The sequence below is a fragment of the Staphylococcus sp. HMSC072H03 genome (assembly GCF_001809305.1).
In the GTDB taxonomy this organism is placed as follows: domain Bacteria; phylum Bacillota; class Bacilli; order Staphylococcales; family Staphylococcaceae; genus Staphylococcus; species Staphylococcus hominis.
The window spans coordinates 239,733-256,919 of the sequence record NZ_KV796883.1; the positions used below are offsets into that span (position 1 = coordinate 239,733).

Sequence of the window (17,187 nt, forward strand, 5' to 3'; positions counted from 1 at the left end):
ATCTGTGAAACAAAATAGATTTCAATATCTCACTCCTTTATTTTAAAGGAGAGTTATATGATACATTTTAATTATGATTCGAATAAAATGACCGACGTTATTATTCTAGGAGTACCCGATCATCTTAATCAAATTGGAAAGATCACGTACAAAAATAGTGACCTTACACAAACTATTGAAAATTACCGACATCGTCATATTGTAAGTAGTCAATTAGGAAAAACATCTTCGACTATTTTATACATAAATAATGAACCTAAACGTTTAATTACGGTTGGACTAGGAAATTTGAAAACATTATCTTATGCTTCATTTTTAAAAGTATTTGGTACACTTTTTCAATATCTAAAAAAAGAGCGTGTGACAGAAGCAAATGTTCTTTTTGATACATTTAATTCAAAACAAATTGACAAAACAAGTATTGCAGAGATTTTCGGATTACAAAGTAGACAATCGATTTATGAATTTAACAACTATAAATCTAACAAATCCACACCATATCAACTGGAATTATATATAGAATCATCTAATAGTGATGAGGATACAAAAAATATAAAAGCAGGGTATTTGATTGGTGAATCGGTGAATATAGCACGTGACTTTAGTAATATGCCTCCCAATATACTTACTCCAGAATACTTTGCAAGTGAAGTAGCACATCACTTTAAATCGTCTTCTGTTTCAGTAGATATTAAAAATAATGACACATTGTTATCAGAAGGTTTTGGTTTACTACATGCTGTAGGTAAAGGATCTACTCACCCTCCTGTTGTTATTACTTTAACGTATCATGGAACAGATAAAAATGAAGCACCTATTGCATTAGTTGGGAAAGGGATTACATATGATTCTGGTGGCTATAGCATCAAATCTAAAATGGGTATGCAAACAATGAAATTTGATATGTGTGGTGCTGCTAACGTTGTAGGAATGATTGATGCTGCGTCTAAATTATCTTTACCAGTAAATATTGTAGGTGTCATTGTCTCTGCAGAAAATATGATTAGTCAACAGGCTATGAAACCAGATGATGTATATACTGCCTTAAGTGGTGAAACAGTAGAAGTTTTAAATAGCGATGCTGAAGGCCGTTTAGTTTTAGGAGATGGCGTATTTTATGCAAATCAATTTCAACCACGTTTAATATGTGATTTTGCTACTCTTACAGGTGCTGCTATAGCGGCATTGGGAGAAGATAAAGCTGCTTTATTTAGTTCGAATGCAGATGAAGATATGAAACACATTTTAAAAAGTGCTAGAGAAGTTGATGAATTCGCTGTTGAATTACCTATTACTCAAACTGAACAACAATTGATTCGTAATACAGAGGTCGCTGATTTAGTGAATCATACAAATGGACAAGGTAAAGCCTTATTTGCTGCAGCTTTCGTTACGCATTTTAGTGAGCAAACACCACATATTCATTTTGATATTGCAGGTCCTGCAACGATTAATAAAAATAACTATAAAGGTCCTAAAGGTCCGACAGGAAGCATGATAATGACCATTGTGAATTGGTTAAGACAATCAATATAAAATGGATGTTAGAAATGAATATACATTCATTGTGAGGCAAAATAGATAAATGTCTGAGGTACATTGATACCTTAGACGTTTATTTTTTTAAAATACTATTATATTAGGCGTTGACAACCGCCTAACTACTTGATATTATTAATCACATAATTATACACTTTAGTTCGGTAGAGTGATAAAGGATGTGAGTATAATGTTTAATGCTGTAGTTATTGCCGTAATATTAATGATTATATTATGTCTCTTAAGACTGAATGTTATCATTAGTTTATTTATTAGTTCACTTGTAGGTGGTCTAATATCGGGCATGAGTTTAAACAAAGTAATTAGTGTATTCGGTAAAAATATTGTAGATGGTTCGGAAGTGGCATTAAGTTACGCTTTATTAGGGGGCTTTGCAGCACTGATATCATATAGTGGCATCACAGATTATTTAGTAAATAAAATTATTCGTGCGATTCATACTGAGAATAGCCGCTTATCAAGGATTAAAGTAAAAGTGATTATTATTTTAGTATTACTAGCAATGAGTATTATGAGTCAGAACTTAATTCCAGTACATATTGCATTTATACCAATTGTAATTCCACCATTACTTAGTCTATTTAACGATTTGAAAATTGATAGACGATTAATTGGTTTAGTTATAGGATTTGGTTTATGTTGGCCATATGTTTTACTACCTTATGGCTTTGGACAGATTTTCCACCAAATTATACAAAGTGGATTTCAAAAAGCTCATCATCCTATCGAATTTAATATGATTTGGAAAGCAATGTTAATTCCTTCACTTGGTTATATTGTCGGTTTAGTGATTGGGTTGTTTGTTTATCGTAAACCACGTGAATATAAGCAAGAGGTACTTAAAGATAATGGAGAAGAAATAGCAGAAATTCGGCCATATGTATTAGTTGTTACGATTGTTGCTATTTTCGCTACTTTCTTAGTTCAAACATTTACGGATTCAATGATTTTTGGAGCATTAGCAGGAGTGCTGATATTCTTTATTTCTGGTATTTATAAATGGAATGAATTAGATAGTCAATTTGTAGAAGGAATAAAAATAATGTCATTTATTGGTGTCGTTATTTTATCAGCTAACGGTTTTGCAGGTGTCATGAATGCTACTGGTGATATTGAAAAATTAGTTTCTAGTTTAACTGAGATTACAAATGGACATAAATTAATTACTATTATTGCAATGTATATTGTCGGCCTTATTGTTACGTTAGGCATTGGATCATCTTTTGCTACGATTCCAATTATTGCAGCTTTATTTATACCACTAGGTTCATCTCTTGGTTTAGATAATATGGCATTAATTGCTTTAGTAGGAACAGCTGCTGCACTTGGAGATTCTGGTTCACCAGCAAGTGATTCAACACTTGGACCCACAGCAGGTCTTAATGTAGATGGTCAACATGATCACATTAGAGATACATGTATACCTAACTTCCTTTTCTATAATGTTCCATTGATGATTTTTGGTACAATAGCTGCAATGGTATTATAGAAAAAAAGAGGTGACAACATGTCTAATTTACTTGAAACATTTGATATGAAAATCGAAACAGTAGATGAGGGAATAGTTGTAATTTCCATGCCAGTCACTGATAAGGTTAAACAACCCTTTGGCTATCTACATGGTGGTGCAAGTATTGCATTAGGTGAAACAGCTTGTTCATTAGGCGCTGCCCATTTAATTGATACGAAACACTTTATCCCATTAGGTTTAGAAATGAATGCCAATCATATTCACTCAGTAAAAGAGGGACGCGTGATTGCTACCGCTTCTATTATTCATAAAGGTCATACGACACAAGTATGGAATATAGAAATTAAAAGTGATCAAGATAAATTAATTAGTATCATGAGAGGTACAATAGGGATTAAACCATTAAAATAACAAATTATAAAATACTAGCCTGTAGAAAATATTCATCTACGGGCTAGTATTTTATATTTATGATACTTCTCTATGGTGATTTATTCTTTGAAATACGCTATAAATTCTTTGAGCTGCTTCTTTACCTCCCATGATATTTCTAGCAAATGGACCAAGTTCTAAATCAGCTAGTCCACCAGCAACAAATAAATGAGGTAACCATTCTAATTCATGTGTGATTTTTGGAAATCCACAAGATAGGAGGGGGGCATTAGCATTTTGAATTAGAGATTGTATCATGGGTTGCTGCAAAATTGAAGACTTAAATCCAGTTGCTAAAAGTATGTAATCATATGGGATATTTAAATTTTCAGTAATAATTTGATGCGATTTTAAGTCCTTAATCTCTTCTTTATGTATAATAAGTCTTTTATTTTGAACATATTTCTTTAAGCGTAAATATAACTCGTGAGGCATTGAACCTTTATGTCTTTCTGTTAACACTGTTTGAAGTTTTTCTTCATGTGAAGAATGATTTAAAAAGGCCTTCATTTTTTTTGGACCTAGCCCACCAGGATCAGCATCAAAATGTTGAATATCTATATTTTTATTCATCCATAAATGAACGATTTTATTCTTATCTAATTTTAAAAGCTTTAATGTTAAATGAGCAGCTGAAATACCACTTCCAATGACATGAGATGATTGTGAAAATAATTGAGAATTAAAATGATCACTAAATATATGACATACATCTTTAGCTTGAGTAAATGCGGCAGGGACAAAAGGTTCATTATGACATCCTTGTGCTAAAACAACACAATCAGTTTGAATGACAGAATGATGACTTGTTGTAATACTCCATCCTCTTTGATTTTTTTCAATGCGTTGAACATAACTTTGAATATAACTTTGATTTAGATGGTAGTTATGTATTTGAGCATGTGTGTGATCCATAAACATCTCTGTTTGAGATCTTTGATAACGACCAAAAGTTGGATTAATATACTAATTCATTTTTGCAAATTTTTTTAAATGAAATGGGTCAGGATGAATATGATGTACAATAGGTGAACGTAAGTAAGGCATAGCAATTCTATTTGTGCATTTATGAAATTGTTCGCATAAAGAATCATGAGGGTCGATAATTGTAAGATTTTGGATGGACATGCCTACTTCACATAACTTAATTGCTATAGTGGTTCCTTGTATACCGCCACCAATAATAGTCCAATGTATAATAAAACCCTTTTAAAACGTAATTATTACGATTTATAATAACATAAAACTATCTTTTTCAAAACAAAAAATCGAAGCACTTTAAGAAAGTACCTCGATTTTTATCAAATTATATTTTCTTATTGTTAAATTCATCTTTAAGTTCATCAATTTTTGTATCTTTAGTATAAGGCGTTTTATTATTATATGATGCTTTCATCATTAAATGGCTAGAAAGAGGGCCAGTAATCAAAATGAAAATAATGCCGAATATCAGTTGCATATTGGCGTATCCTTCTGTTCCCATAAAATATAAAAACGTTCCAAATAATAAAAATATAGCACCTAATGTTGCAGATTTACCTGCAGCATGACCGCGTGAATAGACATCTTTTAAACGAATAATACCAATAGCAGTAATTGCACTTATCAATGCACCTAAGATAATGAAAATGATGGCTAAACTAATGATGATTTTTGCTATCACGTTCAATCACCTTACCTTTATCTATAAATTTAGAGAATACTGCTGTACCTAAGAAAGCTAAAATACCAATAAGTAAAATAACTACAAGTAAGTATTGTGAGCCGATAAATACACTATATAATGCAACACACGCCATCAATTGTAAGCCAATAGCGTCTAGTGCAAGGACGCGATCAGGTAAAGTGGGACCTTTAATAATACGAATAAACATTGCTAGCATCGATAATACTACGACAATTAAAGCAATAATAATAATTGTTTTTACCATTAAGCTTCGCCCACCTCTCTCACTACTTTTTCAAGTGATGATTTAATGCTTTCAATTTCTTCTTCTTTCGTACTAAAGTCAATTGAGTGAATGTATATTTTAGTTCTATCATCACTAATACCTAAAACGACAGTTCCTGGTGTTAAAGTGATTAAATTAGATAATAAAACAATTTGCCAATCATGTTTTAAATCTGTGTGATAAATAAAGAAACCAGGTTGATTTTTAAGTCTTGGCTGTAACACAATTTTGGATACATCAATATTGGCTTTCATTAATTCTATAAAAAAGACAACAATCAATTTAATGACTTTATAAACTCTTTTTAAATAAAAACTACCAGGCAATACTTTTTTAAATAAGTAAACAAGCCCAATTCCTATTAAAAATCCTAGTAAAAAGTTATTAAATGTATAACTGCCGCTTAAAAACATCCATATAATAGCTAATATAATATTTAACACAAATTGAAGAGCCATTAGTATCTACCTCCTAATACACTTTTAATATAAACATTAGGATCATAGAAAGATTTAGCTGCTTCTGATATAAATGGATAAAGTGCATCAGCAGATAAACCAAATAGTACAGTAATGATAACTGCAATTACTGAAACGATTGTTGCTTGTTTTACATTTACATTGTTATTCATTTTATATCCCTTAGGTTCACCAAAGAAACCATGTAGGAAAATACGAATCACAGAATAGAGTACGATTAAACTTGAAAGTAATACGATAATTGCACTGATATAAAATCCTTTTTCAAAAGCGGCTTTTACAATAAAGTATTTTCCATAAAACCCACTAAATGGGGGAATACCAGCCAAGCTTAAAGCTGCAATAAAGAAAGACCAACCAAGTATAGGATATGTCTTAATTAAACCACCGAATGACTTAAGATTTGATGTTTTGGTAATTTGATACATGACACCAATAATTAAGAAAAGTGCAGTCTTAACTAACATATCGTGAATGGTATAATATATAGCACCCATAATTCCTAATTTACTCATCATAGCAACACCAACGAGTATGACACCTACTGCAATCATAATATTATATAAAATAATTTTTTTAATATCATAATAAGCAATGGCACCAATGGATCCAAATATAATCGTTAATAGTGCTAAGAATAAAATAGTATAGTGAGAAAAACTCATTGTGTTATGGAAAAAAAGACTAAGTGTTCTTAAAATAGCATAGACGCCAACTTTAGTTAATAAAGCACCGAAGAATGCAATGATAGCAAAAGGTGGCGCATAGTATGATCCAGGTAACCAAACATATAATGGAAAAACACCAGCTTTAGTTGCAAACACAAAGATGAACAAAATAAAGACAATACTTAATAATCCTTGATGTGAATGAGATAATTCATTCAGTTTTACGCTAATGTCAGCCATATTTAAAGTGCCGACGATTGAATATAAGATAGCAACAGCAATAACGAAAAATGTCGATGTTACAACATTAATAAGTAAATATTTGACCGTTTCTTGAAGTTGAATACGTGTACCACCTAATACAAGCAATGCATAAGATGACATTAAAAAGACTTCAAAGAATACGAAAAGGTTAAAAATATCTCCAGTAGTGAAAGCACCAATAATACCCACTAACATAAAGACGATTGAAAAATGAAAATAGTAACGCTCTCTATCGATTCCGGCAGTTGAAAAAGAATAGATCGTAATGAGCAGAGTAATGATAATACTCGTTACAATCAACATTGCCCCTAACGTATCTAATAAAAAGATAATACCATATGGGGCTGGCCAAGAACCTAATTCTACTTTAAGAGGACCAAATTTACTAACATTAATTAAATTAATCATCGCTACAATCAAAGTTAAAACTAAACCTATCAATGTGACCGCACGCTTTAATGGATAGCGTTGACCCAAAAAGATAAGAATAATAGCGGTAATGATTGGTATAACTAATGTAAGAACAACCATATTAGTTGCTATCATCACTAGGCACTCCTTTCATTTGTTCTATGTTGTCTGTGCCTAATTCTTTATACGTTCTAAAAGCTAAGACTAAGAAAAAAGCAGTAGTTGCAAATGCAATAACAATTGCAGTAAGTATTAATGCATGAGGGATTGGATCTACATAGTGATGAATATCTTTTTCATATATTGGCATTTCACCATGTTTCAATCCTCCCATAGTAATTAAAAATAAATTTGATGCATGTGTAATCAGCGTTGTTCCCATAATAATACGTATTAAACTTTTAGATAAAACGAGATAGACACTGATTGATGTAAGTATGCCACATACAATAATCATAATAATTTCCACTATTCGTTCTCTCCAATCGTTATAATAATAGTCATTACTGTACCAATTACTGCACACATAACGCCAAAGTCGAAGAACATTGGTGTATTCATATGAACAGAGTGTAGAAGTGGTAATGGAATATTAAATTCTGTATGTGTAAAGAAACTTTTTCCGTAAAACCAACTTGCTATCGGCGTACTTACACAGAATAATAAACCAATACCAATTAAGATTTTAAAATCCCAAGGAAAGATTTTACGCATCGTTTTTATATCAAATGCAATCATAATAATGGTTAAAGCGGTTGATAGAAGCAATCCACCAACAAATCCTCCACCTGGTGTGTAATGTCCTGCTAAAAATAAAGTAATACCAAAAAGAGCAATTAAGAAAGCAATAATTACAGCTGAATACTGAAACATTAAATTGTTATTTTGTCTATTCATTGCTTTCCACCTCACTTGTTTTGTTACGTTTACTTCGTAATTTAATCATCGTGTAAACTGCAAGACCTGCAATACCTAATACAGAAGATTCAAATAAGGTATCCATACCACGGAAGTCTACGAGAATAACGTTAACCATATTTTTACCATGTGCTAAGTCATAAACATGTGCCTTGTAATATTCTCCAATAGAAGAAAAATGTCTATTACCATAAGCGATAAGACCTAATATTGTCACTACCAAACCAACACCAATAGAGATGATAGCATTCGTTAATTTAAATGATGTTTTTTCATTATAGCGATTTAAGTTAGGCAAGTGATAGAAACATAATAGAAATAGACCCGTTGAGATAGACTCAACAACAAATTGTGTTAAAGCTAAATCAGGTGCCTTAAAGAAAACAAATAAAATTGATACTGCATAGCCAACAACACTAAGCATAATAATACTAAATAAACGAGATGTTGCTGTAACAACTAAGAACGCTGAGATAGTAAGTATTATGATAATAATCATTTCATAGATGTGAATTGTATTTATATTTTTAAAATTAAAGCTAAACGGCACCCTCACTAATGTGATGAGTGTTAACACAATTAATGTACCAAAAATAAAGACTAAACTATCACGTACATACCCATTAACATAATAATTAGTTAGAGAAGCGGAATGATTTGGTAACCATTTGCCAGTAGTATCATACCAATAATTTAATTTTAAGTTGTCTGGTTGTGCTTTTAATAAACGAATCCAGTAATTGAACGTAAATAATAAGATAATACCTACAATCCAAATCGTTAAAGTAGAGATGAACGCAGGAGTAATACCATGGAACATATGGAATTCTGCATGTACGGTTGATATTCCACTTATGGCTTTAGTAGCTGGTTCGATTATAGAATGTGTTAATAGTCCAGGGAATAGTCCAAAAACAACAACTAGCGTTGCTAGAATTGCTGGTGAAATTAACATTAATAATGATGCTTCATGTGCTTTCTTAGGTAATAAATCAGAATGATATTTACCAAAGAATACATGTAGTACGAATTTAATTGAATATACAAATGTAAATATACTACCTACAATCGCTAAAATTGGAAAAATAATACCTAGAGTATTTAAACTAAATAGAGGCGTGTGTGTAGCTTCTATCATAGCCTCTAAGAATTTTTCTTTTGATAAGAAACCATTAAATGGTGGCACACCTGCCATACTTAATGCTGTAATTACAGTAAGAGTAAAAGAAATTGGCATGATAGTAAGTAAACCGCCCAATTTTTTTACATCACGTGTGCCTGTCACATGATCAATGGCACCTGTAATCATAAATAATGCACCTTTAAAGGTAGCATGGTTAATTAAATGGAAAGCAGCTGCTGTAAAACCAGCGATATATAATTGACTGTCACTACCTTCAAAATGATAACTTATAGCTCCAATACCTAGCATAGACATAATCATTCCCAATTGTGAAACTGTAGAAAATGCTAGAATCCCTTTCAAATCTTGTTGTTTCGTTGCATTTAATGAAGCCCAAAATAGTGTGATTAAGCCTACTAAAGTAATAGTCCATATCCATCCTTCTGATATCGCGAATAATGGGGTTAAACGTGCAACAAGATATAACCCTGCTTTAACCATTGTAGCTGAATGTAAATATGCACTGACAGGAGTAGGTGCCTCCATTGCATCAGGTAACCAAATGTAAAATGGCACTTGTGCAGATTTTGTGAAAGCTGCTAACATAATTAAAACCATTGCAAGTGTAAAGAAAGAACTGTCTTGTATTTGAGATACATGATGGATTAAATAATGTAGACTTAATGATTGTCCTGCAAGTGAAATTAAGATTAATCCACCAAGTAAACTAAGTCCTCCAAATACAGTGATAATCAGTGACTTTTGTGCTCCATATATAGAAGCTTTCTTTTCTCTCCAAAAAGAAATGAGTAAAAAACTTGAGAATGAAGTTAATTCCCAGAATAGATATAAGATAATGATATTATCTGAGAGTACGACGCCTAACATTGCACCCATAAACAGTAATAAATAACAGTAAAAATTCCCTAATCGTTCAGATTTATCTAAATAACCGATTGAATAAAGAACTACTAAACTTCCAATGCCAGTTATAAGCAAACTAAAGAGTATGCTTAAGCCATCAAGATAAATATCAAAATTCATGCCGATATGTGGCATCCAATTGAAAGTTTTTATTACTGTATTACCTGATTGAGTAGTTGAAATATAAGATAAAAAATAAATAAATAAGACAACAGGAACAGGTAATACAAACCATCCTAAATGAATCTTTTTAAAGAAACGATAAAGAATTGGAATAATGAGTGCGAATATTAACGGTAAAAGTACCGCAATATGTATCAAACTCACTATATTTTCCTCCTTCAAAAATTGTTATAAATTTTATTATACATCAATCAATTTATTCTGAAAAACTGTGAAAAGATGTAAAGTCAGCAATTTTACTTATCTTGTTAAATAGGAAGAAAGACGTAAAATGGACTAGAAAAAATTTTGTTTATATTGGATAGAATAGTCTTTTTTTAGACTGTTTAAATTGTCTAATGCCAATTTTGCGTATTCTGTGTGTTGTTGTTTTAATTCGTTTTCCATTTTAGTAATCGCTTGTTGTAAAGAATCTTCATATTTCATCTCTTCTACATTAAAATCTCTCAATTGTGAACGTGTTGCATAACGTTTTTCATAATGGCTTAAAGCACGTCTTTCATGAAAAAAAACACCTTCAGTTTCACCAGGATGATGTAAATCTCCTTGTTTAGGATGTTTAATGACTTGTTCAATTTGTACTAAAACTTGATGATCGCTATCTTCTTTAATCGTTACACCATAAGTACCTGTTTTGTGAGAGAATCGATATAACATGCTATATTACTTCCTTTCAAATATGTTAATATGTATCTATATCATCATAACATGAATGGAGAATTTAAATGACTAACTATCCACAGTTAAATAAAGAAATACAAGATAATGAAATTAAAGTAATTATGCATACAAATAAAGGAGATATGACATTTAAGCTGTTTCCTGAGATTGCTCCAAAAACAGTTGAAAATTTTGTGACACATGCAAAAAATGGATATTATGACGGCATTACATTCCATCGTGTCATTAATGATTTTATGATTCAAGGTGGAGACCCTACTGCTACTGGTATGGGAGGAGAAAGTATTTATGGAGGTTCATTTGAGGATGAGTTTTCATTAGAAGCATTTAATTTATATGGTGCACTTTCAATGGCAAATGCTGGTCCAAATACAAATGGTTCACAATTCTTTGTTGTTCAAATGAAAGAAGTACCAGATACAATGCTTAATCAGCTTGTTGATGGCGGTTGGCCTGAACCAATTGCTAAAGCTTATGCAGAAAAAGGTGGAACACCTTGGTTAGATCAAAAACATACTGTGTTTGGTCAATTAATTGACGGTGAAACTACATTAGAAGATATTGCAAATACTAAAGTAGGGGCACAAGATAAGCCTGTACATGATGTGGTTATTGAATCTATTGATGTAGAAGATAAAAAAGCTTAATTCATCAAAGAAATATCATTAAATAAAAAAAGGTGAGCGTAAACTGTTTTAAATAAGACATTTATGCTCATCTTTTTTTATTAAAAACGAACTTTTTAATGTAAATTTATGAAGAAGAAATATAAATTTCTAAAGAAATTAATTTTTTATTAGTTTATCGTTAGTCCAAGTATGGGATTTATGCTATTATTAATATGTTAAGAAAAACGAAATAAGGGGTTATCAAGTTGAATACTCACTATAAAGAAGGTCAGCATATTAAAGTGCGTGTGACTGGAATTCAACCGTATGGCGCTTTTGTTGAGACCCCTGACCATACTGAAGGACTTATCCATATTTCAGAGATTATGGATGATTATGTCCATAATCTAAAAAAATTTCTATCAGAAGGTCAAATTGTAAAAGCTAAAATCCTTTCTATAGACGATGAAGGAAAGCTTAATTTGTCACTTAAAGATAATGATTACTTTAAGAATTATGAACGAAAAAAAGAAAAACAGTCTGTATTAGATGAAATTAAAGAGACAGAAAAGTATGGGTTTCAAACGCTTGAAGAACGCCTACCGGTCTGGATTAAGCAGTCTAAACGTGCAATTCGTAATAATAATTGAATGACTGTCAACACGCTAAAACGTTACTTTTTTAAGTAACGTTTTTTATTATGTCAATATATTGCTAAATTTAAAAAGATGGTTAATGCATATAAGCATAAAAGTAGAGACATAAAAATGTTCATGTTATAGTTTGAAAATAATAAAACTAAAAGATTTAGAAAGGAATTACTTATGAATAATAAATATAAAAAATTATTTGAAACTGTTACATTACCCAACGGTGTATCATTAAGAAATCGCTTTGTACTTGCACCTTTAACACATACATCATCAAATGATGATGGTACTATTTCAGATGTCGAAATTTCTTACATTGAGAAACGTGCCAAAGATGTAGGTCTTGCAATTAATGCTGCAAGTAATGTAAATGATATTGGTAAAGCCTTCCCAGGCCAACCATCTGTCGCACACGATTCAGATATCGAAGGTTTAAAACGCTTAGCGACAGCAATGAAGAAAAATGGCGCAAAAGCATTAGTACAAATTCATCATGGTGGTGCACAAGCTTTACCTGAATTGACTCCTAATGGAGATGTTGTGGCACCAAGCCCCGTTTCAATGAAAAGTTTTGGTCAACAACAGGAACATCATGCAAGAGAAATCACTACTGAAGAAATCGAACAAACAATTAAAGATTTCGGTGAAGCTACACGTCGCGCCATTGAAGCTGGATTTGACGGCGTAGAAATACATGGAGCGAACCATTACTTAATTCATCAATTCTTCTCTCCATACTATAATCGTCGTGAAGATGAATGGGGAGACCATTTAAAATTCCCACTTGCAGTGATTGATGAAGTATTAAAAGTTAAAGAAACTTATGCAAATAAAGATTTTATTGTAGGTTATAGATTATCACCAGAAGAAGCAGAATCACCTGGTATTTCAATGGAACACACAGAAAAATTAATTAAAACAATTACAAAAAAAGCGATTGATTATGTTCATATTTCAATTATGGATATTCATTCACAAACACGTGAGGGTAAATATGAAGGAGAAGAACGTCTAAAACTTATCCATCAATGGGTAGATGGACGTATGCCAGTCATTGGTATAGGTTCTGTATTTACTGCTGATGATGCTTTAGATGCAGTAGAATCGACAGGCATTGAACTCGTAGCATTAGGTCGTGGAATTCTTCTAGATTATAACTTTATCCATAAAATTGAAGAGGGTAAAGAAGAGGAAATTATCTCATACTTTGATCCAAATCGTGAAGATAAACATGCGTTACCACCAAATTTATGGGAACAATTTAATAAAGGATTTTATCCGTTACCTCGTAAAGATAAATAATTAATAAAATATGAAATAGTATGGTAGTGAGACAGAACTCATAATGAATTTTGTCCACTACCTTTTTTATTAAGAAAAAAAGGTTTATATTAAAATTTTAGCTAATAGAAATAATTTACTTGTAAAATGATAAGAGGATATGTCATTATCTTTGTAAGGGCTTTCATAAATGGATTTAGAGAGACTTTAATGTTTTAAAATAGAATTGCGAAAGCCAGTAAATATAGTGATTAGTTTTAATATAACAATAAGCAAAGGGGAGATATTATGACTAAATCTGAAAAAATTATTGAACTAACAAACCATTACGGTGCTCATAACTATGTGCCGCTACCAATTGTTGTTTCAAAAGCAGAGGGGATTTGGGTTACTGATCCAGAAGGTAATAAATATATAGATATGTTATCAGCATATTCAGCAGTTAACCAAGGTCATCGTCATCCAAAAATTATTCAAGCATTAAAACATCAAGCAGATAAAGTGACACTTGTCTCTCGTGCTTTTCATAGTGATAACTTAGGGGAATGGTACGAAAAAATTTGTAAATTAGCTGGTAAAGATAAAGCACTACCAATGAATACAGGTGCTGAAGCAGTTGAAACAGCCTTAAAAGCTGCACGTCGTTGGGCCTATGACGTTAAAGGTATTGAACCAAATCAAGCTGAGATTATTGCATTTAATGGGAACTTCCATGGTCGTACAATGGCCCCTGTGTCTTTATCATCTGAAGCTGAATATCAACGTGGATATGGTCCTTTATTAGATGGTTTTCGTAAAGTTGACTTTGGCAATGAAACACAATTAAAAGAAGCAATTAATAAAAACACAGCAGCTGTTTTAGTTGAACCTATTCAAGGCGAAGCAGGCATTAATATTCCTCCAGAAGGTTATTTGAAAACCATTAGAGATTTATGTAATGAACATAATATTTTGTTTATCGCCGATGAAATTCAAGCTGGATTAGGACGATCTGGAAAATTATTTGCATGTGATTGGGATAATGTTAAACCGGATGTATATATTTTGGGTAAAGCGCTTGGTGGAGGCGTCTTACCAATTTCAGTTGTATTAGCAGATAACGAGGTGCTTGATGTATTTACACCTGGTTCTCATGGTTCTACTTTTGGTGGCAATCCGCTTGCTTGTGCAGTGTCAATTGCGGCTTTAGATGTCATTATCGATGAAAATTTACCAGAACATTCAAATGAACTAGGTGAATATTTTAAATCAGAATTACAAAAGATTAATCACCCTGCAATTAAAGAAGTTCGTGGACGCGGGTTATTCATTGGTGTGGAATTACACGAAAGTGCAAGACCATTTTGTGAAGCATTGAAAGAAAAAGGTTTATTATGTAAAGAAACCCATGATACAGTAATTCGTTTTGCACCACCTTTGGTTATTACTAAAGAAGAATTAGATGAAGCATTAAATCGAATTAGAAGTGTATTTAAGTAAATAGATATGACGTAATATGGCATGATTTAATTTCTTTAAAAAGTATAGGCGTGTTACAATACTTATGAAAGCGAAAACATTTGTGAAAAAAAAGAGGCGAAAGTGATTATGACTGAGAATAATAATTTAGTGACTTCTACACAAAGCATCATTAAAGAAGCATTGCATAAATTGGGATTTGATGATGGTATGTATGATTTAATTAAAGAACCATTAAGATTCTTGCAAGTACGTATTCCAGTACGTATGGACGATGGTACAGTTAAAACATTTACTGGGTATCGTGCACAACATAATGACGCTGTAGGTCCTACTAAAGGTGGCGTTCGTTTCCATCCTGATGTAGATGAAGAAGAAGTCAAAGCTTTATCGATGTGGATGACTTTAAAATGTGGCATTGTCAACTTACCTTATGGTGGAGGTAAAGGTGGTATTGTATGTGATCCACGTCAAATGAGTATTCATGAAGTAGAACGTTTATCACGAGGATATGTACGTGCAATTTCTCAATTTGTAGGACCAACTAAAGATATTCCTGCTCCAGATGTGTTTACAAATTCTCAAATTATGGCTTGGATGATGGATGAATATAGTGCTTTAGATAAGTTTAATTCTCCAGGTTTTATTACTGGTAAGCCAATTGTCTTAGGTGGCTCACAAGGACGTGATCGTTCTACTGCTCTTGGCGTAGTGATTGCTATTGAACAAGCTGCTAAGCGTAGAGGAAAAGAAATTAAAGGGTCACGTATTGTGATTCAAGGCTTTGGGAACGCTGGAAGTTTCTTAGCTAAATTTTTAAATGATATGGGTGCTAAAGTAGTTGGTATTTCAGACGCATATGGTGCATTACATGATCCTAATGGCTTAGATATCGATTACTTACTAGATCGTCGTGATAGCTTTGGTACTGTAACTAACTTATTTGAAGATACAATTTCAAATAAAGAATTATTCGAACTTGATTGTGATATTTTAGTACCGGCTGCAATTTCAAATCAAATCACAGAAGATAATGCACACGATATTAAAGCTGACATTGTTGTAGAAGCGGCAAATGGACCAACCACTCCAGAAGCTACACGTATTTTAACTGAACGTGATATTTTACTTGTACCCGATGTATTAGCAAGTGCAGGTGGCGTGACAGTATCTTATTTTGAATGGGTACAAAACAACCAAGGTTATTACTGGTCAGAAGATGAAGTCAATGAAAAATTACGGGAAAAATTAATCGAGGCTTTTGACACTATTTATGAATTAGCTCAGAATAGAAAAATTGATATGAGATTGGCAGCTTATATTGTAGGAATTAAACGTACCGCTGAAGCAGCACGCTATCGTGGATGGGCGTAAATATAACTATTAAAAATGAAACTCCCAATGATGAGAAATATATACTCGTCATTGGGAGGTTTTTTTATAGAGTGATTTAATTAATAAAATTACTCGTTTGGGATAGTAGCTTTATATTTATCAGCAAAATTTGTAAATAGACCGTCAATACCATATTGATTTAAACGTTGCATATCTGTAGTTTTATCTACTGTATAAGGATGAATTAGGAAACCTAAATCTTTTAAATGCTTAGTGTTTTCAGCACTTAAACTAGTATAATCTGGGCCGACATCTATGGCATATGAGCGATAGTCGTAAAACGTTCGCCAGTTAAGTTGGTCATCCAATTCGAATGATCTTGATTACGATGTTTACTAATCGCTACTGACGTATATTTATTTTGTGATTGATTAAACTGTTGATGTGTTGCAGCAGAATTAGAAGTAGTGCTATAGTTGTTATGATTATTATTTGCTTCTACTGGATTATGTAATGTTACTAAACCGATAGTGGCTATTGCTAAACTAGATATCATTGCTTTTTTAGAAACCTTCAAAAAATTCATCCTCTCAGTTCAATTTAAAAATACATTAAAACTTTAGCAAAGAGAAGAAATTTTTAGAATAATTTTTTCAAAATTTTAGCAAAACTATTAATTTATTAACAATAAATATAGAGAAAGTTAAAATAATTAAATTAAATTTAACTAAAAAATGAGTCTTGCCAATTTACTTTATATTTATATGTAATTTTACATTGAAATACTTA

General features: G+C 31.9%; 17 protein-coding genes and 2 pseudogenes. 8 read left to right on the forward strand and 11 right to left on the reverse strand.

Annotated features, from left to right (window positions below; translation table 11 throughout):
* The first annotated feature begins 57 nt into the window (after nucleotides 1–57).
* From HMPREF2578_RS07210 to HMPREF2578_RS07220, 3 genes are all read left to right on the forward strand, one after another.
* A complete protein-coding gene (locus tag HMPREF2578_RS07210; RefSeq protein WP_070508344.1) occupies nucleotides 58–1,536 on the forward strand; it encodes a M17 family metallopeptidase in 1,479 nt (492 codons plus the stop codon).
* Nucleotides 1,537–1,729: 193 nt separating this feature from the next.
* On the forward strand, nucleotides 1,730–3,049 hold the full coding sequence (locus tag HMPREF2578_RS07215; RefSeq protein WP_017175859.1) for a Na+/H+ antiporter family protein: 1,320 nt from the start codon (nucleotides 1,730–1,732) through the stop codon (nucleotides 3,047–3,049).
* An 18-nt stretch (nucleotides 3,050–3,067) separates the two neighbouring features.
* On the forward strand, nucleotides 3,068–3,442 hold the full coding sequence (locus HMPREF2578_RS07220) for a PaaI family thioesterase (protein ID WP_017175858.1): 375 nt from the start codon (nucleotides 3,068–3,070) through the stop codon (nucleotides 3,440–3,442).
* A gap of 57 nt (nucleotides 3,443–3,499) precedes the next feature.
* Here HMPREF2578_RS07220 and HMPREF2578_RS07225 read toward each other — a convergent pair.
* The 9 genes and pseudogenes from HMPREF2578_RS07225 to kapB form a co-directional block, all read right to left on the reverse strand.
* Nucleotides 3,500–4,660: pseudogene (locus HMPREF2578_RS07225) on the reverse strand (NAD(P)-binding domain-containing protein).
* A 109-nt stretch (nucleotides 4,661–4,769) separates the two neighbouring features.
* Nucleotides 4,770–5,126, reverse strand: a complete 357-nt coding sequence (locus HMPREF2578_RS07230; protein ID WP_017175855.1) for a Na+/H+ antiporter subunit G1 — start codon at nucleotides 5,124–5,126, stop codon at nucleotides 4,770–4,772.
* A complete protein-coding gene (locus HMPREF2578_RS07235; RefSeq protein WP_017175854.1) occupies nucleotides 5,104–5,394 on the reverse strand; it encodes a Na(+)/H(+) antiporter subunit F1 in 291 nt (96 codons plus the stop codon). The genes HMPREF2578_RS07230 and HMPREF2578_RS07235 overlap by 23 nt, the downstream gene beginning before the upstream one ends.
* Nucleotides 5,394–5,873, reverse strand: a complete 480-nt coding sequence (locus tag HMPREF2578_RS07240; RefSeq protein WP_017175853.1) for a Na+/H+ antiporter subunit E — start codon at nucleotides 5,871–5,873, stop codon at nucleotides 5,394–5,396. The genes HMPREF2578_RS07235 and HMPREF2578_RS07240 overlap by 1 nt, the downstream gene beginning before the upstream one ends.
* A complete protein-coding gene (locus tag HMPREF2578_RS07245; RefSeq protein ID WP_049382057.1) occupies nucleotides 5,873–7,372 on the reverse strand; it encodes a Na+/H+ antiporter subunit D in 1,500 nt (499 codons plus the stop codon). The genes HMPREF2578_RS07240 and HMPREF2578_RS07245 overlap by 1 nt, the downstream gene beginning before the upstream one ends.
* A complete protein-coding gene (mnhC1, locus tag HMPREF2578_RS07250) occupies nucleotides 7,359–7,706 on the reverse strand; it encodes a Na+/H+ antiporter Mnh1 subunit C (RefSeq protein WP_002448250.1) in 348 nt (115 codons plus the stop codon). Before mnhC1 ends, HMPREF2578_RS07245 begins: the two co-directional genes overlap by 14 nt.
* Nucleotides 7,706–8,134 (reverse strand): Na(+)/H(+) antiporter subunit B, encoded by a 429-nt coding sequence (locus HMPREF2578_RS07255; protein WP_017175851.1) that lies wholly within the window; start codon nucleotides 8,132–8,134, stop codon nucleotides 7,706–7,708. Before HMPREF2578_RS07255 ends, mnhC1 begins: the two co-directional genes overlap by 1 nt.
* Nucleotides 8,127–10,529 (reverse strand): Na+/H+ antiporter subunit A, encoded by a 2,403-nt coding sequence (locus HMPREF2578_RS07260; protein ID WP_049379470.1) that lies wholly within the window; start codon nucleotides 10,527–10,529, stop codon nucleotides 8,127–8,129. Before HMPREF2578_RS07260 ends, HMPREF2578_RS07255 begins: the two co-directional genes overlap by 8 nt.
* A 132-nt stretch (nucleotides 10,530–10,661) precedes the next feature.
* Nucleotides 10,662–11,042: a sporulation phosphorelay system protein KapB gene (gene kapB, locus HMPREF2578_RS07265; RefSeq protein WP_002448064.1), complete on the reverse strand. Its 381-nt coding sequence runs from the start codon at nucleotides 11,040–11,042 to the stop codon at nucleotides 10,662–10,664.
* A 68-nt stretch (nucleotides 11,043–11,110) separates the two neighbouring features.
* Between kapB and HMPREF2578_RS07270 the strand changes: the two genes are divergently transcribed.
* From HMPREF2578_RS07270 to HMPREF2578_RS07290, 5 genes are all read left to right on the forward strand, one after another.
* Complete coding sequence (locus tag HMPREF2578_RS07270) at nucleotides 11,111–11,713, forward strand: peptidylprolyl isomerase (RefSeq protein ID WP_017175849.1); 603 nt, start codon at nucleotides 11,111–11,113, stop codon at nucleotides 11,711–11,713.
* 227 nt (nucleotides 11,714–11,940) lie between these two features.
* A complete protein-coding gene (gene ygs / locus HMPREF2578_RS07275) occupies nucleotides 11,941–12,324 on the forward strand; it encodes a S1 domain-containing post-transcriptional regulator Ygs (protein WP_002455545.1) in 384 nt (127 codons plus the stop codon).
* 174 nt (nucleotides 12,325–12,498) lie between these two features.
* Nucleotides 12,499–13,626 carry an NADH-dependent flavin oxidoreductase gene (locus tag HMPREF2578_RS07280; protein ID WP_017175848.1) on the forward strand — a complete coding sequence of 376 codons (1,128 nt, stop codon included), beginning with the start codon at nucleotides 12,499–12,501 and terminating at the stop codon, nucleotides 13,624–13,626.
* Between the two features lie 267 nt (nucleotides 13,627–13,893).
* Complete coding sequence (locus tag HMPREF2578_RS07285) at nucleotides 13,894–15,084, forward strand: ornithine--oxo-acid transaminase (RefSeq protein WP_049420589.1); 1,191 nt, start codon at nucleotides 13,894–13,896, stop codon at nucleotides 15,082–15,084.
* 108 nt (nucleotides 15,085–15,192) lie between these two features.
* Nucleotides 15,193–16,437: a Glu/Leu/Phe/Val family dehydrogenase gene (locus HMPREF2578_RS07290; RefSeq protein ID WP_002448212.1), complete on the forward strand. Its 1,245-nt coding sequence runs from the start codon at nucleotides 15,193–15,195 to the stop codon at nucleotides 16,435–16,437.
* Between the two features lie 89 nt (nucleotides 16,438–16,526).
* On the opposite strand, the pseudogene HMPREF2578_RS11160 reads toward HMPREF2578_RS07290, so the two are convergent.
* Together HMPREF2578_RS11160 and HMPREF2578_RS11165 are read right to left on the reverse strand one after the other, a co-directional pair.
* Nucleotides 16,527–16,730 (reverse strand): annotated as a pseudogene (locus HMPREF2578_RS11160) (glycerophosphodiester phosphodiesterase family protein); the annotation flags it as partial.
* A complete protein-coding gene (locus HMPREF2578_RS11165) occupies nucleotides 16,712–16,975 on the reverse strand; it encodes a hypothetical protein (RefSeq protein WP_176743745.1) in 264 nt (87 codons plus the stop codon). The gene HMPREF2578_RS11165 and the pseudogene HMPREF2578_RS11160, both read right to left, overlap by 19 nt.
* Nucleotides 16,976–17,187: the final 212 nt, after the last annotated feature.

Bases quoted from the DNA above. Each gene is read 5' to 3' on its own strand.
- HMPREF2578_RS07215 (WP_017175859.1), top strand. From the start codon at position 1,730: ATGTTTAATGCTGTAGTTATTGCCGTAATATTAATGATTATATTATGT.
- HMPREF2578_RS07245 (WP_049382057.1), bottom strand. From the start codon at position 7,372: ATGATAGCAACTAATATGGTTGTTCTTACATTAGTTATACCAATCATT.
- HMPREF2578_RS07220 (WP_017175858.1), top strand. From the start codon at position 3,068: ATGTCTAATTTACTTGAAACATTTGATATGAAAATCGAAACAGTAGAT.
- HMPREF2578_RS07270 (WP_017175849.1), top strand. From the start codon at position 11,111: ATGACTAACTATCCACAGTTAAATAAAGAAATACAAGATAATGAAATT.
- HMPREF2578_RS07285 (WP_049420589.1), top strand. From the start codon at position 13,894: ATGACTAAATCTGAAAAAATTATTGAACTAACAAACCATTACGGTGCT.
- HMPREF2578_RS07210 (WP_070508344.1), top strand. From the start codon at position 58: ATGATACATTTTAATTATGATTCGAATAAAATGACCGACGTTATTATT.
- kapB (WP_002448064.1), bottom strand. From the start codon at position 11,042: ATGTTATATCGATTCTCTCACAAAACAGGTACTTATGGTGTAACGATT.
- HMPREF2578_RS07280 (WP_017175848.1), top strand. From the start codon at position 12,499: ATGAATAATAAATATAAAAAATTATTTGAAACTGTTACATTACCCAAC.
- HMPREF2578_RS07255 (WP_017175851.1), bottom strand. From the start codon at position 8,134: ATGAATAGACAAAATAACAATTTAATGTTTCAGTATTCAGCTGTAATT.
- HMPREF2578_RS07235 (WP_017175854.1), bottom strand. From the start codon at position 5,394: ATGGTAAAAACAATTATTATTATTGCTTTAATTGTCGTAGTATTATCG.
- HMPREF2578_RS07290 (WP_002448212.1), top strand. From the start codon at position 15,193: ATGACTGAGAATAATAATTTAGTGACTTCTACACAAAGCATCATTAAA.
- HMPREF2578_RS07240 (WP_017175853.1), bottom strand. From the start codon at position 5,873: ATGGCTCTTCAATTTGTGTTAAATATTATATTAGCTATTATATGGATG.